The 22830-nt window shown below is 62.1% G+C and carries 18 protein-coding genes; 13 read left to right on the forward strand and 5 right to left on the reverse strand.

Going from position 1 to position 22830, the window contains the following annotated elements:
• Positions 1-26: 26 nt before the first annotated feature.
• The 3 genes from glpK to ACOZ4H_RS11735 all read left to right on the forward strand — a co-directional run bounded on the left by glpK (position 27) and on the right by ACOZ4H_RS11735 (position 3933).
• Positions 27-1559 carry a glycerol kinase GlpK gene (gene glpK / locus ACOZ4H_RS11725; protein WP_424329445.1) on the forward strand — a complete coding sequence of 511 codons (1533 nt, stop codon included), beginning with the start codon at positions 27-29 and terminating at the stop codon, positions 1557-1559.
• 3 nt (positions 1560-1562) lie between these two features.
• Positions 1563-2690, forward strand: coding sequence for a hypothetical protein (locus ACOZ4H_RS11730; protein WP_424329446.1), 1128 nt, complete (start codon positions 1563-1565; stop codon positions 2688-2690).
• A 67-nt stretch (positions 2691-2757) separates the two neighbouring features.
• Positions 2758-3933, forward strand: coding sequence for a Cdc6/Cdc18 family protein (locus tag ACOZ4H_RS11735; RefSeq protein ID WP_424329447.1), 1176 nt, complete (start codon positions 2758-2760; stop codon positions 3931-3933).
• 30 nt (positions 3934-3963) lie between these two features.
• Here ACOZ4H_RS11735 and ACOZ4H_RS11740 read toward each other — a convergent pair whose 3' ends face one another.
• The 3 genes from ACOZ4H_RS11740 to kdgK1 all read right to left on the reverse strand — a co-directional run bounded on the left by ACOZ4H_RS11740 (position 3964) and on the right by kdgK1 (position 7838).
• Positions 3964-4935 carry an ROK family protein gene (locus ACOZ4H_RS11740; RefSeq protein ID WP_424329448.1) on the reverse strand — a complete coding sequence of 324 codons (972 nt, stop codon included), beginning with the start codon at positions 4933-4935 and terminating at the stop codon, positions 3964-3966.
• A gap of 52 nt (positions 4936-4987) precedes the next feature.
• Positions 4988-6778, reverse strand: a complete 1791-nt coding sequence (gene pyk, locus ACOZ4H_RS11745) for a pyruvate kinase (RefSeq protein ID WP_424330364.1) — start codon at positions 6776-6778, stop codon at positions 4988-4990.
• A 100-nt stretch (positions 6779-6878) separates the two neighbouring features.
• Positions 6879-7838 (reverse strand): bifunctional 2-dehydro-3-deoxygluconokinase/2-dehydro-3-deoxygalactonokinase, encoded by a 960-nt coding sequence (gene kdgK1 / locus ACOZ4H_RS11750; protein WP_424329449.1) that lies wholly within the window; start codon positions 7836-7838, stop codon positions 6879-6881.
• Positions 7839-8173: 335 nt separating this feature from the next.
• Between kdgK1 and ACOZ4H_RS11755 the strand changes: the two genes are divergently transcribed.
• The 8 genes from ACOZ4H_RS11755 (at position 8174) to ACOZ4H_RS11790 (ending at position 19008) form a co-directional block, all read left to right on the forward strand.
• Positions 8174-9382 carry an ABC transporter substrate-binding protein gene (locus ACOZ4H_RS11755; RefSeq protein WP_424329450.1) on the forward strand — a complete coding sequence of 403 codons (1209 nt, stop codon included), beginning with the start codon at positions 8174-8176 and terminating at the stop codon, positions 9380-9382.
• Positions 9383-9384: 2 nt separating this feature from the next.
• A complete protein-coding gene (locus tag ACOZ4H_RS11760; protein WP_424329451.1) occupies positions 9385-11307 on the forward strand; it encodes a HAMP domain-containing protein in 1923 nt (640 codons plus the stop codon).
• Between the two features lie 54 nt (positions 11308-11361).
• Entirely contained in the window at positions 11362-11787 is a 426-nt protein-coding gene (locus ACOZ4H_RS11765; protein ID WP_424329452.1) for a hypothetical protein, read from the forward strand.
• Between the two features lie 462 nt (positions 11788-12249).
• A complete protein-coding gene (locus tag ACOZ4H_RS11770; protein ID WP_424329453.1) occupies positions 12250-13476 on the forward strand; it encodes an ABC transporter substrate-binding protein in 1227 nt (408 codons plus the stop codon).
• 258 nt (positions 13477-13734) lie between these two features.
• Complete coding sequence (locus ACOZ4H_RS11775; protein WP_424329454.1) at positions 13735-15672, forward strand: 3-hydroxyacyl-CoA dehydrogenase/enoyl-CoA hydratase family protein; 1938 nt, start codon at positions 13735-13737, stop codon at positions 15670-15672.
• A complete protein-coding gene (locus ACOZ4H_RS11780) occupies positions 15672-16865 on the forward strand; it encodes a thiolase C-terminal domain-containing protein (RefSeq protein ID WP_424329455.1) in 1194 nt (397 codons plus the stop codon). Before ACOZ4H_RS11775 ends, ACOZ4H_RS11780 begins: the two co-directional genes overlap by 1 nt.
• Positions 16862-17371 (forward strand): Zn-ribbon domain-containing OB-fold protein, encoded by a 510-nt coding sequence (locus tag ACOZ4H_RS11785; RefSeq protein WP_424329456.1) that lies wholly within the window; start codon positions 16862-16864, stop codon positions 17369-17371. Before ACOZ4H_RS11780 ends, ACOZ4H_RS11785 begins: the two co-directional genes overlap by 4 nt.
• Before the next feature lie 2 nt (positions 17372-17373).
• On the forward strand, positions 17374-19008 hold the full coding sequence (locus ACOZ4H_RS11790) for a long-chain fatty acid--CoA ligase (RefSeq protein WP_424330365.1): 1635 nt from the start codon (positions 17374-17376) through the stop codon (positions 19006-19008).
• A 28-nt stretch (positions 19009-19036) separates the two neighbouring features.
• Here the strand turns inward: ACOZ4H_RS11790 and ACOZ4H_RS11795 are convergent, their stop codons facing one another.
• Both ACOZ4H_RS11795 and ACOZ4H_RS11800 read right to left on the reverse strand, forming a co-directional pair.
• Positions 19037-19564, reverse strand: a complete 528-nt coding sequence (locus ACOZ4H_RS11795) for a winged helix-turn-helix domain-containing protein (protein ID WP_424329457.1) — start codon at positions 19562-19564, stop codon at positions 19037-19039.
• 555 nt (positions 19565-20119) lie between these two features.
• Complete coding sequence (locus tag ACOZ4H_RS11800; protein ID WP_424329458.1) at positions 20120-20242, reverse strand: hypothetical protein; 123 nt, start codon at positions 20240-20242, stop codon at positions 20120-20122.
• Positions 20243-21321: 1079 nt separating this feature from the next.
• Between ACOZ4H_RS11800 and ACOZ4H_RS11805 the strand changes: the two genes are divergently transcribed.
• Positions 21322-21735: a DUF5805 domain-containing protein gene (locus ACOZ4H_RS11805; protein ID WP_424329459.1), complete on the forward strand. Its 414-nt coding sequence runs from the start codon at positions 21322-21324 to the stop codon at positions 21733-21735.
• The gene (locus ACOZ4H_RS11810; protein WP_424329460.1) at positions 21732-22769 is read left to right on the forward strand and encodes a tyrosine-type recombinase/integrase; all 1038 of its coding nucleotides are present in this window, start codon (positions 21732-21734) and stop codon (positions 22767-22769) included. Before ACOZ4H_RS11805 ends, ACOZ4H_RS11810 begins: the two co-directional genes overlap by 4 nt.
• The last annotated feature ends 61 nt before the right edge of the window (positions 22770-22830 follow it).

Raw genomic sequence — 22830 nt, forward strand, 5'->3', positions numbered from 1 at the left:
GCTACCCCACCACGGAGAACACAACAATGGCAGACACATACGTTGGCGCGATCGACCAGGGAACGACCGGCACCCGCTTCATGGTATTCGACCACAGCGGCCAGGTCGTTGCGAACGCTTACGAGAAACACGAACAGATCTATCCGGAGCCCGGCTGGGTCGAACACGACCCCGTCGAAATCTGGGAAAACACGCAGGAAGTCGTCACGCAGGGGCTCGCCGACGCAGGCGTCGGTGCCGAACAGCTGGAAGCGCTGGGCATCACGAATCAGCGTGAGACGACGATTGTCTGGGACAAGGAGACCGGTAAACCGGTCCACAACGCGCTGGTCTGGCAGGACCGCCGAACCACCGACCGCGTCGAGGAGATCCAGGAAGAGGACAAAGTCGAGTGGATCCGCGGCAAGACCGGGCTGGAGTGTGACGCGTACTTCTCGGCGACCAAGACCGAGTGGATTCTCGACAACGCCGAGCCGCTCAAGATGCAGAGTTCCCGCGGTGCTGACGTCCGCGACCGGGCCGAAGACGGCGAACTCCTGATGGGGACCATCGACGCGTGGCTCATCTACAAACTCACCGGCAACCACATCACGGATGTCTCGAACGCATCGCGGACGATGCTGTACAACATCCACGACATGGAGTGGGACGAGGAACTCCTCGAAGAGTTCGGCGTCCCCGAATCCATGGTTCCGGAGGTCCGCCCGTCCTCCGACGAGAGCCTGTACGGTCACACCGACGCGGACGGTTTCCTCGAAGAGGAAGTCCCCGTTGCGGGCGCGCTGGGTGACCAGCAGGCCGCACTGTTCGGCCAGACCTGCTTCGATAAGGGCGATGCAAAGAACACCTACGGTACCGGCGCGTTCTACCTGATGAACACCGGTTCGGAAGCAGTCGCCTCCGATAACGGCCTGCTGACGACCGTCGGGTTCCAGATGTCCGGTGAGCCCGTCCAGTACGCGCTTGAAGGCTCCATCTTCATCGCCGGCGCAGCTATCGAATGGCTCGAAGACGTCGACCTCATCAACAACGCCGCACAGACGGCGGAGCTAGCCCGCTCCGTGGACTCCACGGACGGTGTCTACATGGTGCCGGCCTTCACGGGTCTCGGCGCTCCGCACTGGGACGGCCGCGCTCGCGGGACGATTGTCGGGATGACTCGCGGAACGCGAAAAGAGCATATCGTGCGTGCGACCCTGGAATCCATCGCGTACCAGACCCGCGACCTCGCGGAGGCGATGGAGGAAGACTCCGGTGTCGAGATGACGACGCTGCGAGTCGACGGTGGTGCAGTCAAGAACAACTTCCTCTGTCAGCTCCAGTCGGACATCATCCAGACCGACATCGCTCGACCACAGGTCGACGAGACCACCGCGCTGGGGTCGGCCTATGCGGCCGGTCTCGCCGTCGGGTACTGGGACACCGTCGACGAGCTCCGCGACAACTGGCAGGTCGACGAGGAGTTCTCACCGGAGATGGACGCCGAGAAGGCAGACAAGATGTACTCCCGCTGGGACGACGCCGTCGACCGTTCCCGCGACTGGGCACAGGAGGAATAACCCATGATAGAGAGTTTGCTCCTTCAGATTCCAGTCTTCGGGATGAACGTCCCGGACCTGCTGTTGCTGATAATCGCCGCCTTCGCGGGCGGTGCGTTCGGCGCAGCAGTCGGTGCGCTCCCGGCGTTCTGTTTCACCGGGTTCATGGTCATCGCCGGTCAGGCCGTGGCGATTCTCCGTGGCAGCCTCGTGGGAGAGCTCGGTGAGCTCGGTGCTAACGGCATCGCGACCGGCGTGACCGGTGCGATTGCGTTCGGTCCCGTCTTCGGTCCGCACATCTCCTTCGCTGGCGGTGCCGCGGCGGCCGCGTACGCCGCCAAGAGTGACGGGATGTACGAGCCGGACGACGGCGACTACCACCCCGCGAAGGACATCGCCTACGCGCTGGGCACCCGCCCGGACATCCTGGCCGTCGGTGGCCTGTTCGGTATCTTCGGGATGGTCGTCCGTCAGGTGTCCGGGGGGCTCGCGCTCCCGTGGGACCCGATCGCGATGGGTGTCGTCCTGTCGGCCGTCGCCCACCGCATCGTGTTCGGCTACCCGCTCATCGGCGCTGGCAGTCGGAACATCCTCGACATGTCGCCGTTCGAGAGCGGCGAGAAACGCATGGCCACGGACGGCGGCAGCGCCGAGGCGGCAACTGACGGTGGAACCGCCGAATCGTACCGCCTGGCCGTCGAGCCGTGGCTCCCCCACCAGTACAAGTGGGCCAACGTTGCGATGATCGGCCTCGTCGCCGGCCTGCTCGGCGGGTGGATCGCCATCCAGACCGGCAGCCCGTTCCTCGGATTCGGCATCTCCGCCGCGAGCCTGACGTTCCTGAACCTCGGCGTCGAGAAGATCCCGGTCACCCACCACATGACCCTGCCCGCGAGTACGGCCGCGCTGGCCGTCTTCGGCGGGACGCCCGAAACCGGGACGATGGCCGCTGTCATCGCCATCATCGTCGCTGGTGTGTTCGGTGCCTACGGCGCCCTCGCCGGCGAGGTCATCCAGCGCGTCTTCTACGCGCACTCGGACACCCACTTCGACCCGCCTGCGGCCGCTATCGTCGTCGCGACGCTGACTATCGCGATTCTGGCAATCGCAGGCGTCTTCGGCAGCTCCTCCTGGGTCCCGCTCCCGGTGTGAGGCCCATTCTAAAACGGTAACTCTATATCTCCGATTCCAAACGCTAATACACATATATTCCCGAACGATGGACATTGAAGCGAGAATCAAACGTCGACAACGCCGGAACGGTGAGCCACGGCTCATTCAGGATTACGAGGCCATCTCACCGGTCGTCCACATAGAGGAGCCGGCCGACCGCGGTCCGGTCCTCGAACGGCTCCTCGACCACCTCGATCCGGTGTTCGATGGCCAGCTACCGCCGAACGCGTACGTGTACGGCCCCCACGGTTCAGGGAAGTCCGCAGTTATCACGGCGCTTTTCGCCAATTTAGAACAGCTCCCGACAGAACAACAGGCGATCATCCACACGACGACCCGTGCACAGCCGCCGACCTCTCCGTCGTTCGTCTACGTGAACGCCCGAGAGACCGCAAGCGAGTTCGCGTTTTACCACGCTGTTCTGGACTCGCTCGTGGACGAATCGGTGCCGGAACACGGGATCGGGACGGAGACGCTCAGGTCTCGCCTCCACGAACTGGTTCGAGAGCAGCGCACGGGCATCGTCATCGCAGTCGACCACATCGGCGAACCGGAGAGCATCCAAGCTCCGGCCCTCGTTGACCTGTTTGCCGGCCTGCCGAGCAACGTCAGCTGGATCGCTATCGGTCGTGACGACCCGTCGACGACCGAACTGACGCGGTACACCGCCGAATCGATCAGCATCGACCGCTACCAGCGGCAGATGCTCGTCGACGTGTTGATGACCAGGACCTCGAACGGGCTGGCCCAGCAAGGACTCGACCACAGTCTGGCGAGACAGATCGCCGACTGGGCGGACGGAAACGCCCACGACGCCCTCGCCGCGCTGTTTATCGCGGCAGAGCTGGCCGAGGAACGGGGCCAGGACCGCATCACGCAGGCCAACGTCGACGCGGCTATCGCCGAAGTGCCCGTGCCCTGTATCTCGTTGGGCATCGTCCTCTCTCTGCCAAAGAACCGACAGACCGTCCTCAGGGAACTCATCGACCTGGAAGAGAGCGAACGCTCCTCGGTAACGGCGACGACGAAGGCGATTGCGTCCGCCCAATCAGTCGATCTCTCGGCCGGGACCGTCAAACGGTTCCTCTACGAAATGGCAGAGTCCGGCGTCGTCGACCGGGTCGAGGCGACGACCACCAACGGCCAGGGCCGCCCGCCGAGCCGTGTCGAACCGCGGTTCCCGCCGACGGCCTTCCGGCGGCTGTACGACCTGCAACAGTAGTCCAAGGGTTCGCGGGCAGTTCGACGCTTTTCAAACGCGCTGTGACGGATCGCCCGTACCACCGGTCAGCGCCGACGCCAGTGCGCCGCGAACCACGACGTCGTCGCCGAACTGCGTCAACTGGATATCCGGAATGTTCGACATCACCATGTCGTCGAGTCGGTCCCGGATCGGGTCTAACACCTGCTCGGGGTTGTTGAGCGCAACGGCCCCGCCGACGTAGACGACGAGGGGCGCGTACGCGTGAACGATGTTTGCGACGCCGATCGCGTTCCAGTGACAGATCTGGTCGAGGACGTGGGACGCGAACTCGTCTTCCCCAGCGTATTCGAAGATATCCGCCGCCGAAAACTCCTCAGTCTCGATGGGAAGTGCCGTCTCGACGGGGTCTTCTCGATGCAGTTGTGTGGCGTACCGCGGGATGTTCTCGCCCGAGCAGTACGCCTCCCAGTGGCCGTCGTGCCCACAGCCACAGGTCATGAACCCGTGCGGGTCGATGGTCAGGTGGCCGACCTCCCCGGCGTTGCCGTCCCAGCCCGACAGGATGTTCCCGTCGACGGCGACCCCCGCGCCGACCCCGGAGGAGATTGTGAGATACACCATGTCATCGGGGCTCCGGTCCGAGTAGAACCGCTCGCCGATGACGCCGGCGTTAGCGTCGTTGTGAAGCGACACCCGCTCGCTGCCGATGAGATTTTCGACCGGGCCGGTCAGCGGAATCCGGTCGATGGTGTCGGGGAGGTTCGCGGGGTTCTCGACGACGCCTTCTGCCAGATCCATCGGACCGAAGGAACCGATACCGGCGGCAACCACGTCTGTCGGTGCGATGTCGGCAGCGTCACAGGCCTGCCGGATCGCGTCGAGGACCGCCTCCGTGACCGCGATACCTGCCGGTCCACGCGGTGTCTCAGTTTTGTGTGACGCGACTATCGAACCCGTCTCGTCACCGATAACAGCGCGAATATGTGTCGCTCCGAGGTCGACCCCTGCGTAAGCGCCCATGCTGGTCGAAGGGTTGCCCCACCGATACTTAACTACACAGATTCTACTGCGATCAGTAGTCTCGCTCCGCGCCGGAGATGTCTTCCCGCCCGACAGCCTCCTCGTAGACGACACCGCGCTCCGAATCCAGTGTGACGGTCGATCCGTCGGAGACAGCGTCAGGCAGGTCCGCGTTCGAGATCATCGGGATCGAAAGCTCGCGGGCGACGATGGCCGCGTAGCTCGTGACGCCCTCGTGAGCGTCGATGATGCCCCCGATGCGGCTCGTGTCGCCGACGAACTCGCCGTCGAACCCTTCCGGTACCGCCAGTATCGCCCCGTCGGGGACGTTCGAGAGATCGCCCGGTGATTCGCGGGGCGGGGCCGTGGAAATCCGGTGAACCGGGCCGGTCACCAGCCCGTCGACGATGGACCGACCGCTGGCGACTGTTTCGGCCGCGACGTGGACTTTGAGCATGTTCGCCGTGTTCATCCCGTCCAGTTCGGTCATCATCCCGGAGAGCACGACGACCGTGTCGCCGCTTTCGGCGGCCTCGGTGTCGAGAGCCGACTGGACCGCGGTCTGGATGATCGCATCGGCCCCTTCGGTGGTGTATTCGGTCGTGACCGGCGTGATACCCCACGAGAGCGCGAGCTTCCGGCGGACGCGCTCGCTCGGCGTCGACGCGACGATGGGAATCGACGGCCGGTACTTCGCCGATTTCAGAGCGGTGTAGCCGGATTCGGACGCGGCGACAATCGCCGACGCCCCGATGTCGCGGGCGAGGAACCGCCCGGAGCGCGCGAGTGCGTCCGTCCGGGTATCGCCGGCGTTTGGCACGCGCTGTTCGCGGGACTCGGCGTACTCCTCGCTGGATTCCACATCGCGGATAATTCGGTCCATCGTCTCGACGACACGGGCCGGGTGGTCACCGATCGCGGTCTCGCCGGAGAGCATCACCGCGTCAGTGCCGTCCAGGACGGCGTTTGCCACGTCAGAGGCTTCCGCGCGGGTCGGGCGTCGGGAGTGGACCATCGAGTCTAGCATCTCCGTCGCCGTGATGACCGGGACGCCGGCCTCGTGACACCGGCGGATGATGCGCTTCTGGATGATCGGCACGTCCTCCAGTGGGCACTCGACGCCGAGGTCGCCGCGGGCGACCATCACACCGTACGCCTCGTCGATGATCGAATCGAGGTTCTCGACGGCCCCGGCCCGTTCGATCTTGGCGATGACCGGGATGTCGACGCCGCGCTCCTCCAGTGCCTGGTTGATCTCGTAGATGTCCTCGCCGTCACGGACGAACGATGCGGCCACGAAGTCGGGTTCCTTCTCGGCGGCCACGTCGAGTTCCTGCTCGTCGTTTTCCGTAATCGTCGGCAGGCCGAGTTCGACGCCGGGGACGTTGACGCCCTTGCGGGCGGCCAGTTCGCCGCCGTTCTCGACGGTCGCGAACACTGTTTCGCCCTCGACGCGCTCGACGGTCGTCTCGATGCGGCCGTCGTCGAGCAACACCCGGTCGCCCGGTTCGACCGACGCAATCGACTGCGAGAGGCCGACCTCTTCCGGAGTCGCGTCGTCACCGACGACGTACCGAATCGTGGACCCTTCCGTGAGTTGGATCGGCGTGTCGATCTCCGCGGTCCGGACCTCCGGCCCCGGCATGTCGAGCATCGCCGCGACCGGCTCCTCGACTGCCTCGTCTACCGTCCGGATGCGGTCGATCATCTCTCGACGGTGTTCCGGCGAGCCGTGGCTCGCGTTCAGTCTGGCAACAGACATTCCTGCCTTGGCGAGCGACGCGATATCGTCGACCGAGTCCGATGCCGGACCGAGGGTGCAGACGATCTTGGCGCTACGCATCATAGCCTCCGTGTCCGGTGATCCGCAATTTACAGCGTTCATAGTTAATCATACTCTGCCGTTCCCAGCGAGGGGATAAGAAGCTTGCTGGACGCCGTAACTATCGTGAAATCGCTTCCGTGTCGCCGCTGAGAATCGAGCGGATTTCATCGGGCGAAACGACGGCGATATCACCCGGAATCGTCCGCTTGAGTGCGGCCGTCGCGGCACCCCAGGCGAGTCCGTCTGCGACGGTGCCACCGGAGAGGTACTGCGAGAGGAAGCCGCCGACAAAGGAGTCGCCGGTCCCGACCGGATGCGCGTCGGTCGACTCGAAAGTCGGTTGCTCTGTTACGGTCCCGTCAGCAAGCGCGAGCGCGCCGTCGCTGCCGCGGGTGATCACTGTCGCTTCGAACCCGTACTCTGCGGCGAGATCCCGAGCAATCGTTTCTGCGTCACCGGTCCGGTCCAGCACGACGTTCGCATCGCGCTCGGCGACCACGAGCACATCGACGGACGGGAACAATTCGGTCAGAACCGAGCGGGCTTCCGCCGGTGTCCAGAGCTTCGAGCGGTAGTTCAGGTCGAGGCTCGTGGTCGTGTCCGCGTCCTGTGCGAGCGAGAGGAGGTCAGCAGTGGTCGATTCGAGTGTCTCAGAGAGCGCCGGTGTGATACCCGAAGTGTGGAATCCCGCAGCGTCTGCGATGGTATCCGTGGGAAGCTCCGCCGGTGTGGCGGTCGTGACACTGGCGTTCTGGCGGTCGTATATCACCTCGTTGCCTCGCGGAGGACTGCCCTGTTCGAGGTAGTAGGTTCCCTGTCGGGCGCTGTCCGATTCGTCCCAGGCGACGTCGACCGACACGCCGTGGTGTTTGAGCTCCCCGGTGACCCGGCGACCGACCGGTGAATCCGGGAGTTTCGAGGCCCACACCGCGTCGAGTCCGAGCCGCTGGGCGGCGACGGCGACGTTTGACTCCGCGCCAGCTGCCCGGACGGCGTACTGGTCCGCCGTTTCCAGTCGCTCGTCGTCGGGCGGCGATAGCCGCAACATCGTCTCACCGAACGTAACTAAATCCGTCATATCCGACGTTCCACGCTGGGTATGTATAAATCCCGGAGAACCAGTCGCCTGACGGACCTGTTAATAGCTTCCTACTGAGATGCAGGAAGTATCTTCGTAGGCTAGGCCATGGATTATTGGCAGCTTTAGTCCTCTCCAAAAGTTTATGTGCGATAGTAATTACAATTGCCAGTATGGATCCAGGGAGAAACGGTGGTAAAAAATCCGTCTTTAGGCGGAACTTACTACGCTCAATCGGCGCGTCCGGGTTGGTCGGGCTTGCGGGTTGTGGTGGCAGCGAGGGTGTAACTGACAGTGGGGGGACACCGACTCCCGCTCCGATCGGAAACTATCCGGTGTCCGGGGATTCGGTGACGTTCGGCTTTAACGTCGCCTCCTCCGGTACGTACTCGCCGGCCGGTCAACAGGAACTGCGAGGGTTCGAACTCGCAGTCAAACACATTAATAACGGTGGCGGGTGGGTAACGAGCGAGGATTACGAGTCGCCCTTGGACGGTGACGGACTGCTCGACAAGGATGTCGAATTCGCTGTCGAAGACACCGGGGGCAGTTCAGACACTGCCCGAAGTAACGCACAGCGTCTCGTCGACAGCGAGGAGGTCATCATGCTCGCCGGCGGCACGTCCAGCAATTCTGGAGTGGCCAATCAGGAGGTCGCTGCCCAGAACCAGGTCGTCTACATGGCCACGATGTCCCACGCGAACTCGCTTACGGGTGCGGACTGTAACCGGTACTCGTTTCGCGAGATGTTCAACAGCCATATGACGGCTGAGGCGCTGGCTCCGGTTCTCCGTGAGGAGTACGGAGAGGACGTCAACTACGCGAAGTTCTTTGAAAAGAGCGACTGGGGCGAAACCCTTCGGGAGGATATGGACATCGCTCTCGGGGAACTGGGCTGGTCGCCCGTCTGGGAATACAATGCACAGGCCGGAACGAGCGACTACTCCCAGTACGCAGCGGATATCGAGTCGGTCGACTTCGACGTCATTGTGCTCGGTCTCCGTGGTCTCGATGCAGTGAACGCCCTCAGAGCGTTCCGGGAGGAGTTCCCGGAGGCAGGTATCGTCCTTCCCCTGGCTTCACTCGAAATCGCCCAGACAGCGGGTGATGCGATTGACGGCGTTATCGGAACCGTCGCCTGGAGTCCGGCGATCAACTCACCGCTCTCCGATGCCTTCCGGGAGGCGTTCCGGGAGGAGTACAGCAGTACGACAGGGTCTTCCAAATCGGTCCCTCCGTCGGGTCCAGCCCATATCGCATATACGCAGACCCTTCAGTACGCCAGTGCCGTCGAGCGTGCGGGAACGTTCGACCCGAGAGAGGTTATCGGAGAACTCGAGGGACACGAGTACGACGCCGGTCTCGGACCACAGACGCTCCGGTCCTGTGACCACCAGGCGATGCGACGAGTACCGGTTGTCAGAGGGAAGCCGGAGGTACAGCACTCCTACGGTACCTATTACGGCCTCACCGGGGAGCCAGCAGACGTACAGTACGCGTGCGACAGCGGTCCAGCGGCCAACTGCTCGCTTGGAGAGAGCTAACGATGAGCATAGACGACACACAGACAACAGACAGTACAGATATCGACTCGAACGCGTCCGGCGGGATTCTGGCCACGGTTGTCCCAGATTTCATCCGACGGAACTTCGCACTGAAGTTCGGTATCGTCCTGTTTATCATGGCGCTTTCGGTCGGGCTTGTCGGCCTTGCCGCGACAGAGCAAGTCAGGGACTACACTGAACAACAGGTGTTGAGTGATTACGAAAACGCCGCGGCACAGGAGGCAAACATCCTGTCACAGTGGGTCGACCGGAACAGGTTATCGACACAGTTCGTCTCTTCCGACGACGTCTGGGCCAGTAGCGATACCGACGATATCGCGATAGAACTCAACAATCGAAAAGCCTCCTTGTCCGCAGACGCCTCCGATATCCATCTTGTCGAGCGTGGTGTCGGCCAGTCGGAAGTCGTCGCGAGCACGTCTAACTCGGAAGTGTTGACCAACTCTCCGCTCGATTCGACGAACAGGGCGTGGCTCACCGAGGCGAACTTTGAAACCGCAAGCGACGTTGTCGTCTCCGACGTGTACCAGACGAACTCCGGCCCGGTCGTCGGCTTCGGCAGTCCAGTCGATGCCTCACAGAACCGGTATATCCTCATCGAGTACTCGCTCGACGAGATTGCGAACTCGTTCCAAGGGAGCAACAGGGCCGAAGGCGGATTCACGCAGGTCGTCAACAGTTCGGCGGTCGTCATGATCGACGAGCCGAAAGACGGGAGCCGCGGCGTCGGCGAGAGCATGCTGCAGCCATACAGTGCGGACACCCGTGCCACCGAACCAATCGACGCGGCGAACGACCTCCGTTCGTCGGAACAGCAGTCCGGTGTCGACGATAGCATGCCGGAGACCGACGTGCTTAGTGAGCGCTACACTGTCGGCTATGCGCCGATTCAGGGGACTGACTGGGTCGTTCTCGTGCACGCGCCCAACTCCGCTGTGTTCGGGTTCGTCCAGAACGTCCAGCAGTACGGACTCATCGGCACAGCATTGATGGTGTTGCTCATCGCGGGCGTCGGTGCGATACTCGGGTACAACACGGCGACATCGATCGACCGACTGACCCGGAAAACTGACCAGATGCGGCAAGGGAACCTCGACGTCGATATCTCCACCAGCCGCATCGACAACATCGGTCGCCTGTACAGCGGGTTCGCTGACATGCGCGACGCGCTCAAAGAGCAGATCAACGAGGCCGAACGCGCCCAGAAGGAGGCAGAGGTCTCCCGGGCCGAAGCCCTCGAAGTCAATAAGTACCTCCAGAAGAAGGCCGAAGAGTTCTCCGACGTGATGGAGGAGACGGCCGCTGGGAATCTCACCGAGCGGATGGCGACCGACGGCGAGAACGAGTCGATGGACCGCATTGCCAGCGAGTTCAACGGCATGGTCGACGAACTCGAGAAGACCATCGGCCAACTCAACAGCTTCGCTGACGAAGTCGCGGAATCCGGTTCCGTCGTCCTCTCCAGTGCGGAGTCCGTCCGGGATGCGTCCGAGCAGGTCGCCGAATCGACACAGAAGATCTCCGACGACGCCTACGACCAGAAGGACCGCCTCGCGTCCATCTCAGAGGAACTCGACACACTCGTCGACACTCTCGAAGAACTGGAAGCGAACAATCCGGACGTCGACCTGGGCGACTCGCTCGAGCGGTTCCGGACGGTGGCCACCACGCTCCAGTCGGCCGCAGAAACGAGCGATCAGATGATGGCCGAAACCCAGACCGTGGCTGGAGCGGCCGAAGAGCAGGCAGCGGAGCTCAACGAGGTGTCTTCGCGTGCCGAACAGCTCAAACGCTACGCGAAGCCACTCGGTGACATCCTGAACCGCTTCGAAACCGAGGCCGAACACGAGTTCGTCTTCTCGGGTGGTCCGTCCCAGAGCCTGGGCGAGGAAGAAGAGGAGTAGCCGTCCCGCTGGGTCACCGAAACCGATTTTCGCGCCGAAGCCCTACCAGTTGCAATGAGCGACGACGCGGGCGATATCTCCCAGGCGGAACTCGCTGAGTACTGCCGAACCCAGGCCGGGATTCTCGCGGGCCACCTGGAGCGGCTCAGTACGGAACTCTCCGATTTGCTCGAAGAGGTCGAACAGGACACTGCCGACGCCCGCGCTGCGTTGACTGAGCGTCCCGACCAGCCCGACACGGATGCGGAAGTGACCGTCGCGGATATCGAGGCCAAGCAGGAGCGAGCGCAGGCCAAACAAGCCGAGATTGACGCGTACCGAACGCTGGCTGAGGGGTACACGGATCTCGCCGAACAACTTGCTGAGGGGTCCGGTGGCCTTGAGACGGTTCTGGAGTTCGAAATCGACACCGACGCCCCATCGTATTTCGACGCCGAGACGACGATTCTGGGGACTGTGACCGGAAGCGACGACGAGTAACGGGGTCAGACGACGGAGAGTAACATAGTTATCCGACGCCGGCCCGAGTAGACGGTTCCAGTACCATGCGAGGGCCCGAGTCCCAGACTGTGGCTGTCGCCCGGTACGGTATCGAGCCGCGCGCAACACCCTGCAGTAGTCGGGACTGGCCTTTTCAACCCATTCGATATCTCATCCCCGATTCAGCACGTTCGCGTTTAATCTTTGTCAGATGCCTCCTTGCATCTATGTGATGCTGTATGCGGATCTGTCCGCACACAGATTACGATGTTAAGCAAGACCAGCATCCGACGCTCCCGTGGCGTCGTAAGTGCGCCCAGTTCGTCGTTTCGTCGCGGACTCTCGTCAGCCGCTTCTCCTTCAACAGTGAATAAACAACGAACGCCAAATTCAGAATATTAACTCACATCTAATTCAATACTGATAGTAAAGCTTAACAATATGTGCGTGTAGGTGTGGTGCATGGGTACACCTGACAGTAAACGCGGTCGACGGTCGTTCCTGAAGATTGCTGGTGCAACAGGCGCGACTGGTCTCAGTAGCCTCGCTGGCTGCACCGTCTTCAGCAGTGACAGCGGGTCGGACACGTTCACTATCGCGGCCGCTGTTCCGGAAACCGGGCGGCTGGCCCCGGTCGGCAACGAAATGCTCACCGGCTACGAGCTCGGCGTGGAGATGCTCAACGAGCGCGACAACGTTGACCGGGAGGTCGAACTCCTCGTTAGGGACGACGAAAGCGACGCTCAGACGCTCCGCCAGCAACTCCAACAACTCACCAGCAACAACGAGGTGAACATGATTTGGGGGAGTTTCTCCAGTCCACTCGTCATGTCGGGGTCAGCATACGCGGAAAACGAGGGAATACCGTTCCTTGCGGTCGCCACCTGCTATCAAGAACCGCTCGTCTCCGGGGACAAAGAGTGGACGTACACGCCGTTCCCGAAAACGCGCGATGTCACCCGTGCGACCACAGGGATACTAGAACTCATCTCGGAGAACGAGCGTCCACAGACGGTCGGTATCTGGGAGGAGAACTCCGGCTGGGGTGCCGAGATGGCAAACGCTTGGGACTCGACCCTCTCGGACGCGGGCTACGACATCGGGATGCGAGAGACGTACAAACCCGGCAACGAGGACTTCTCGACGCTCATCTCACAGACCGAGAACGCCGGGGTCGAAGCGCTCGTTGCGTGCCCGCAGCCGCCGGACGGTATCACCGCCATGAACCAACTGAACAACTCCGGCTACATGCCTGATTTCATCGAGTTCGTGCGTGCCGCGGACCCACAGGCGTGGTGGTCGGCGCTTGGCGAACAGGGTAACTACGTCACAATGTGCCCGGGCTGGGCATCTGGGATGACCGGCAACGGCAACGAAGCGTTTCTGAACACGTACGCTGACCGGAATGACGGCGAGACGCCGCGGGTGATGGTCGGCGTCGGCTACAATCTCGCACAGACCACCGAGCAGGCGCTGGTTAGCGCCGAGAACCCCGACCCCGAGAGCGTGCGGGCGTCACTCGATGAGACGGAATTCAGCACTGTCATCGGTGACTTCGGCTTCGATGAGTACGGGATGCCTATCGAGGGCCAACTCTCGGCCGCGAGCGCACAGTGGTGGGACGGCGAGCAGCGCCTCGTCTACCCGCGGACCGAACAGGCCACCGAGCTACAACACCCCATAGAGTGAGAGCCGGGAGTTGCTGTACCGGCCACCCGGATCGTGGTGCCGTCCGCGGGTACAGGATAGCGAGTCCGACGGGCCTACTATCCTGATTGACTGAGGCGCTGTGTCACGGACGAATTCGTTTGGATTGGCCCGCAGCCGTGTCGGCGTCGTGTTCGGTGACGCGGCTGTCAAAATGGCGTTTTTAGTTAAGTAATTAGCGATATATACAAAACAATGTAACCAATAATTTAAATATACTGCTTACGTTGTGTTCTTACGATGGGAGAGAACGAGATAGAGAATCTGGCCGTGCTCGGTGCGGGAAGCATGGGACACGGTATCGCTGAACTCGCCGCCATTGCGAGCTACGACGTGGTGCTTCGAGACATCGAAGACGACCTCGTCGATGACGGCCTCGAACAGGTGGAGTGGAGCCTCGGCAAGCTCGAAGAGAAAGGCAAGCTCGACGAGTCAGCCGACGACGTACGCGCCCGCATCTCCGGCGAGACGGAGCTCGAAGCCGCCGTTTCCGATGCGGACCTCGTCATCGAGGCGATTCCCGAAAACCTCAGTCTGAAACGCGAGACGTTTGCCGAAGTCGACGACTACGCGCCCGACCGCGCCATCCTGGCGTCGAACACGTCCGGCCTGAGCATCACCGAAATCGGAGCAGCAACCGACCGCCCCGAACAGGTCGTCGGCGCGCACTTCTTCAACCCGCCGGTGAAGATGGACCTCGTCGAGGTCGTCCACGGCGAACGGACCAGCGAGGCGACCCTCGAAGCCATCCACGAGTTCGTTGCTGACCTCGACAAGCGCGCTATCGACGTCAAGCGGGACGTCCACGGGTTCATCGTGAACAACGTCATGCTGCCGTTCATCGAGGAGGCGGCGTGGATGCTCGGGGACGATGGGACCACGATTCAGCGAGCCGACGCCGCGATGGTCTACCAGCGCGGCTACCCGATGGGGCCGTTCGAACTCGCAGATTACACCGGTATCGACATCGCGTACCACTTCCGCGAGGACACCGACCTCGACTCCCCACCGGCCATCGCCGAGAAGGTCGAGGCCGACGACCTCGGGAAGAAGACCGGCCAAGGGTTCTACGACTGGGAGGCCGCTGGTCCCAACTACGAACCGGGCGATGGCGAGGACTTCGACACGCTCCGCGTAGAGGCCCGAATGGTCAACGAGGCCGCACGACTGGTCGGCAACGATGTCGCAACGCCGGACGACATCGACCTCGGAAGCAGATTGGGCGCGCGCTTCCCGGAGGGCGTCTGCCGGCTCGGCGACCAGCTCGGCCTCGACAGCGTCCTCGACAAACTCCGGACGCTCCACGAGGAGACAGGAGCTCAACGGTTCGCGCCAGACGACTCCCTCGTCGAACTCGTCGAGAAGGGGAAGACCGGCGTCGACGCGGGTGAGGGGTTCCACAATTACCGCGGTGATGGCCCCTACCAGTACATCAACAAGTCGCTGGACGACCACGGCGTCCTCGAAATCGAGTTCGACCGCCCGGAGCGGCTGAACGCGTTCTCCGAGACGATGTTCGGCGAGGTGAAGGCGGCCCTCGACAACGCCGACACCGACGAGGTGTCCTGCGTGGTGTTCTCAGGTGCCGGGCAGGCGTTCAGCTCCGGCGCGGACATCACCGGCTTCATGACGTCCGAACCGACCGAGCTGATGAACGTCGACGAGACGATTCAGGCCATCGACGAGTTCGAGCGCCCGACGCTCGCGCGTATCGACGGCTTCTGTCTGGGTGCCGGCTTCGAAATCGCGCTGGCCTGTGACCTCCGGCTCGCGACGGAGAGTTCCTCGCTGGGCGCGCCGGAAATCAATCTCGGGCTCATCCCGGGCGGCGGCGGTACCCAGCGGCTCACCCGCATCGTCGGTGAAGGACGCGCGAAGGAACTCGTCTTCCGCGGCGAGCAGATTGCCGCCGAGCGCGCCGCCGACTGGGGCCTCCTCAATCGCGCCGTCCCTGAGTCCGAGTTCGACGGGGTCGTAGAGGAGTTCGTCGACGACCTCGCGAACGGCCCGAAGACGGCGCTGAAGGTCGCAAAGCGCGTCATCGACGACGGACAGGACGCCAGTCTCGAGACAGGGTTGGACATCGAGAGTCAGGGCTTTGGCTTGCTGACGACGACGGACGACATGGTCGAGGGCGTGACGGCGTTTAGAGACGACCGTGAACCGGAGTTCGAGTGATGACCCGGAACGCTGCAATCGTCGGGGGGGGTCACGCCGACTGGGGGAAACGCGAAGCGACGTGGAAAGACCTCGCACAGGAGGCCGGAAAGGCCGCCTTCGACGACGTGGACGGCCTCGGGCCGGACGACGTCGAAGGACTGTTCGTCGGCGCGGTACAGCCCGAGCGATTCGCCTTCCAGAGCCACGTCGCCCCACTGGTCGCGGAGTTGCTCGGCATCGACGTCACGAAGATGATATCACGCACCGAACTGGCGTGTGCGAGCGGGCAGGCGGCGCTCCGGTACGCGTGGCTCGCCATCGCCAGCGGCCAGTTGGACGTGGCGCTCGTGCTTGGCATCGAGAAGATGAACCTCGGCGACGACTATATGGAGGAGACCCAGGCGGGCATGACGAACGTGCTCGACCGCGAGTTCGACGGCGTCAACGGCCTGAACGCGCCGTCCTTTTTCTCGATGTTCGCCCAGCGCCACATGCACGAGCACGGCACCACCCGCGAACAGCTCGCGAAGGTGAGCGTCAAGAACAAGCGCCACGCCGCGAACAACCCCTACGCGCAGTTCCAGCGCGAGGTTGGCGTCGACGACGTGCTGGACTCCTACCCGGTCGCACCGCCGCTGTGCCTGCTGGACTGTAGCGGTATCACGGACGGCGCCGCCGGCCTGCTGCTCGTCAGCGAGTCGAAGGCCCGCGAACTCACGGACACCGTGGCGTACGTCACGGGCAGCGGCCAGTCCTGCATGGCGAGCAACTCTATCAACAACCTGCCGTCGATGTCCGCGTGGCCCCAGGCCACCGTCGCCGCGGAGGAAGCCTACGACCAGGCCGGAATCGACGACCCAGTCGAGGAGCTAGACGTCGCGGAGATCCACGACTGCTTCTCCATCAGCGAGATCATCGAGTACGAGGACCTCGGCTGGGTCGAGAAAGGCGAAGGCGGCCAGTTCATCGAGGACGGGCGCAGCGAACTCGACGGCGACATCGCCGTCAACCCCCGCGGCGGACTCCTGGGCTGTGGGCACCCGCTGGGTGCGACCGGCGTCTCGCAGGCGCTTGAAGTGTACAAGCAGTTCACCGGCGAGGTCGAGTCCGCCCGACAGGTGCCGGACAGCCCGGAGACCGGCCTCATCCACAATCTCAGCGGCAGCGGTAGCGTACACAGCGTGATGACGCTCGCGAGGGACCCACAATGACCGACGACACCGACCACACCGACGACGTACCGCCTCGGACGACTGTCTCGGTGCCGGAGACCATCGAGATGCCGCGCCTACTGGACTTCTATGACCTGCAGGACGCCGACCACACGCGGATTCACGAGTTCTACGACCGCCTCAACGACGGGTCGCTGTCCACGACGGCGTGTCAGGACTGCGGCGAGCGCCACTTCCCGCCACGGATCGTCTGTCCGGAGTGTACGAGCGACGACCTCGAATACGTCTCGCTTCCCCACGACGGCACGCTGTTCGCGTTCGCCGCCGTGAGAGGGGGCGGCCCGGTCGGGATGGACACGCCGTTCGTCACGGGCGTCGTCGACCTGAACGGCGTCGACATCCAGCTGTCGGCCCGCATCGACGGCACCGACTACGGCGACCTCGCCATCGGCGACCCCGTGACGCTGCAGGTCGTGGACATCGACGGTCCGACTAACCAGGACAGGGTGTTTTATCGATTCACGCCACGAGATGATACAGCATGACAATGGCCTACGACCTCACGATAACGAAGCTCTTAGAACGGGCCCGCGACCTCTTTGACCACAAGGAGATAGTCACCGCGCTCCCGGACGGCAGCACGCACCGCTACACGTACGGCGACGCCCACGAACGCATCAGCAAGCTCGCGCACGCGCTGGACGACTACGGGATGGCGGACGGCGACCGCTCGGGCGTGATGGCGGTCAACCACTACCGACACTTCGAGCTCTACTTCGGCCCCTCCTGCAGCGCGCGCAGCATCCACATGGTGAACCACCGGCTGCCGGAACACCACCTCGTCGAGATAATCGAGGAGGCCCAGGACCGGCTGATGTTCGTTGACCCGCAGTTCGTCGACGTCCTCGAACCCGTCGCGGACGACCTCGACACCGTCGAGCAGTACGTGGTTCTCGGCGACCGAACCGACGTCCCGGACACGTCGCTGGAGCCGGTCACCGACTACGAGTCGTTCATCGACGGCTACGACACCGACTACGACTGGCCCGCCATCGACGAGGACACCGAGAGTGCGCTCTGTTACACGTCCGGCACCACCGGACTGCCAAAGGGCGTCCAGTACACCCACCGGGGCCAGTTCCTGCACACGCTGATGCACAGCCACGTCGACGTATTCGGGGTCAGCGAGACCGACACCGTGATGCCGGTGGTGCCGATGTTCCACGTCAACGGCTGGGGGCTCCCGTACACGACAACGTTTACCGGCGCGAAAATCGTGCTCCCGGGCCAGCGGACCGACCCGGACGAACTCCTCCCCCTGATAACCGAGGAGGCCGTCACCGTCGCGGCTGCGGTTCCGACCGTCTGGATGGAGGTCGACCGCGTCATCGAGGACGACGACGACCTCGGTCCGGACGCGCTGGACTCGCTTCAAGACGTACTCATCGGCGGGAGTTCCCCGCCGGCATCGCTCATCCGGAAGTTCGACGAGGTCTACGACGCACCCATCGGTCAGGGCTACGGGATGACAGAGGCCTCGCCTCACCTCGCGAACACACTGATGACGACGGAGATGCAGGAACTGCCCGAAGCGGAACGGGACCGCCTCCGGATGAAAGCGGGCATCCCGGCGCCGGGCGTCCAGATTCGGCTCCGTGACGAGAGCGGGGAGCCGGTCCCCCACGACGGCGAGACGCCCGGCGAAGTGCAGGCACGGGCCCCGTGGCTCGCCGGCGAGTACTACCAGCGCCCGGACGCGACGCGAACGTCGTTCACGCAGGACGGGTGGTTCCGGAGTGGCGACATCGCCACCGTCGACGAGTACGGCAATCTCGACGTGGTCGACCGCCTCGACGACGCCATCAAGAGCGGCGGCGAGTGGATTTCAAGCATCGAACTGGAGAACGCCCTCGTCGGTCACGACGGGGTCGAGGAAGCCTCCGTCATCGGCGTTCCCCACGACAAGTGGCAAGAACGCCCAGTCGCGTACGTCGTCGCAGCCGACGACGTAACCGCCGAGGACCTCAACGACTACCTGCTCGCGGAGTTCCCGAAGTGGTGGCTACCGGACCGCTTCGAGTTCATCGACCAGGTGCCCAAGACGACCACCGGGAAGTACAACAAGAAGCGACTCGCCGAACGCTTCGAGGCGGAATACGGGTCGCTGCCTATCGAGGAGTAACGCGGCGACGCAAGCGCCGAGTGGCGGGCTAGAACTGGTAGTCATCCTCGCCGTCGAGGTAATCGAAGAGGTCGGGACTGGCACCGAACTCGAGGACGTTCGTCATCACACTTGTGCGGACGTTCAGCACCGTTTTGCCGTGGTTCTTGTAGAACTCGTGGAGCCAACGCTCGCCGTGTTCGCGTGTCGGAAAGAGCATGATAGACTTCCACTGGTACTCGCCGTCCGACAGGAAGTACATAAGCGTGTGTTCGTCGTCGCGGATTTTCTCCATCGTTTCGCGCCACGTGTCCGCGAAGTACTCGGGGTTGAACTTGAATTCGAACAGTTCGAATATGAAATACTCCTCGTTTGGAACGATTGCTTCTCGGAACACACCTGCTTCACGCATGTTCCGGATGGACTCGTTGACAGTGACATACGAGACATCGATGCCGTACTCGTCTTCGAGGATTTCAGCGAGGTCACGGGAGGAAATGCTGGAGTTTTTGGCAAGCTCTCGGAGGATGTAGACGTCCCTCTCTTTGAAATCGTATGCCGGCGTGTCTTTTGCCATACACACTTCTATCCGGGTAACAATGTTAAGATTCAGGAATTAGATACCGGCGGTTGACCGATACGTGAAGGTCGTCAAATGCGGCGTGATAGCGTCGATTTCTCGCGAGTCGTACTCTTTCGGGTAGCGACCGGGTTCTGCGCAGTTCGTTCTCCCTCCGATTAGTGGTGTGTAGCTATAGGAGCCATTGAAACTCAGTGCACACCCGGTCGCACGATTGCAGTACGATCGGTGAGTAAATCGTTCCAATTGTTACTATAGGCGTCAAACGTGAATGAGCGAATATTTCCTCAAGGAATGGCAGGCATCGTTCCGTTTTAACGGTGATAGCGTTTCTCGTAGCTAGTCCCAACCACACCCCGACTGCACGGAGACGAATCCCGATATAGTTTCATCTTCTAACTCCCTCTCTTTGGTATAGCATTATACAATTTATACGGTCCGAGCGAATCATTCGCCATCGGCCGAGTGATTACCTTTGGTAATTAAATATCGAAGTGAGGAAGCGTTGTTCTACCTGCTGCGTCAGATGACCGGCACTCTGCAGAAGCCTGGCTACGAGTTGAACGTGTATTCGGCGAGGTACTTGACCAGATAGAAACCACCGACGAGGCCGACAATCATGACCACCAGTACAATCGCAATCATAAACAGGAGGACGAGTCCGTCGTTAGCCATCGGACCCACCCGCCCGAGATGTGCATCGTCGGAAGCGCATGCCTCTACTTCGACATGGGCACGCTAATACAGTAGGATTTCGGCTCACCGCTGTGTCCTGCGGGTCGATACCGTACAGTATGCTCTTGATTTTCTCGTCCTAATGCGAGAGAGCCGACATAGGACCAGCAGGTAGCAGACTGGTCGCAGGCGGGGATTAGCCCGTATCCTGCGCAACTCGTCCGCTACGACAGCGACAGGCGATACACCGCCACTGTGTAGCCATTTCGAATCTTCCGGCCAGCGTGGTGCAATTCGCCCGGGCTGGGTATTTCGGAAACCTCGTCAATCCCACTCACCGACGGTGATGGCCATCGTCAGAGCTTCGTCTGATATCCTACTTCAACCGCTCTGGGCAACCCGGGCGGCCAGACCCATAGCTCCCCTCGTCGTGCTTGAGGGACACAGAGAGAGACCCTAGTCCGGAACGACGAGCCATGTGAGTGTGGTCTCGGATTTTGTACGCTCTACTCGCGTGGATGCTCCACGAGGGCGGGAACGTAGAACGACCACGGAGACACGGTGAACCGTGGGGTATCTTGTTCACCAGGGTAGGGAGTGATGGCTGTCACAGCTCTCGAATTTCAGTACGTAAGCCGGCTGCTGGGCAGGAGATATCGAGTCCAGGAGCGTGCCTGGACGCGCAGTTGGCACGGTTTAGCCGGCCGCCAGAATAGAGACAGCCCCAGTAACAGACCGGGACGTCCGCTCACGGTTTGACACTCGGCGCGCAACGGCTACCGTCCCGTACCAGATTCCAGTAGGTGAGTCCCACTGAACAAGGATCACGAGTCCACGCCGACTGACCACATGTCCACCACCGCATATCTCCGATACAGGTGGATGACTGAATCAGCCCGAGGAAGCATACCGGGCCGAATTAGTTATTTGTGAGTGTGTGCTTATTTCTCTACGGAAGTGAGCCTTAGTTGTCACTAATGGGGCAAAATGACGCCGTATAGGGGACCATATACCCAAATAAGTGTGTTTATCTCTGAGTATGGGACTACATTGAAGTTCCCGGCGTTCCAGGGTGAAATGTGTCCAGTGACAGTGAGCGAACGACGGTTCGGACGTATATTCCGGCCTACCAGAAAGAGCAGTGGCAGGCCCACGCCGAGGAACTGGATATGAGTCAGAGCGAGTTCGTCCGGACGATGGTACAGGCAGGCCGAAGCGGCTTCGAGCCGGCAGCGTCCGAGACAACTGAATCGGACGACGCTGGGGCCGATAGCGAGGAACCCCGTTCTCCGGACGCTACCCCCAGGGGTGACGGGCTGAAAGACCGGGTGCGGGAGATCCTGGCTGACGGGGACTACTACGAGTGGGAGGACCTGCTTGCGGAACTGACCGACGATATCGAAGAGCGCCTCGAAGACACGCTACAGGAACTGCAGTCCAACAACGAAGTGCAGTACAGCGGGCGACACGGGGGGTACGTTCGAGACGAATGAGCACGGATACAGCCACGCCGGACGCCGAGTCAGACCCGGTCGGGTATTTCCTCGATGACATCACGTACCACGGAAAGAGCGACCGGACCCGTGCATCCTACGAGCGCGTCCTCCGGGACTTCGAGTCCTATCTGACGGACGGCCACCAGTCCCTTCCCGTCCGGGAGGCCTCCCACCGGGACTGCATGGCATATGTCCACAGTCTCCGTGGCCACGTCGAGGAGAGCACAGTCGCGACGTATGCCTCCTATCTGCATCGGTTTTTCGCGTACATGACACAGGTAGGGGTCTTCGAATCGAACCCGATGACGCTGGTTATGGAGGAGATGGACGAGTCCATCAACACCGACCCTACCCGCCGGGAAATAGACCTCCAGTCGATGCGTACGTTCGTCGACAGCATCTCGCATCCGCTAGAGCGGGCTATCGTAGTGACGTTACTGAAGACGGGTATTCGGGCCGGCGAACTGTGTAACCTCGATATCCGGGACCTCAACCTCGAAAGCCCCGGCCCCAGACCGGAAATTCCGGTCCGAGCGGGGCTTGACGGGCGTCCGGACTCGTTGTTCGTCGCGGCAGCCCCGGCTCGTGGCGAGGCCAGTAACGGGGAAGAACGGACAGCGTCCAACAAGCGAAAACGGGAGACGACGATCCCGGTCGACGCGGAGCTGGCATCCGTACTGCGGCGCTGGCTTGCGACCCGTCCGGACACGCAGTCCCCAGCGGAGCCGCTGTTCGTCTCGACAAGCGACAGTTGGGGTGAACGTCTCACTCCGAACATGGTGCATCACATCGTCGAGTCCCACGCCCGCGAGTTCGGTTGGTACACCGACGGTGGCGGAGCCGAAGAGAACGTTACGCCACACTACTTCAGGCACTTCTTCACGACACACCTCCGGGACCGAACCGGTGACCGTGGCGTCGTCAAATACCTCAGAGGCGACGTGGCACAGGATGTCATCGATACCTACACCCACGAATGGGGGACCCGGGTCAGGGATGTGTACGAGGCCGAAATCTACTCGCTACTGTAATTTCACCGTCATTTCTTCAATATCTGCCAGTATCCGAGACGGCTGCTATCGGACTGATAAA

It is taken from the genome of Haloarcula amylolytica, from assembly GCF_049705545.1.
GTDB classification, from domain to species: Archaea; Halobacteriota; Halobacteria; order Halobacteriales; family Haloarculaceae; genus Haloarcula; species Haloarcula amylolytica_B.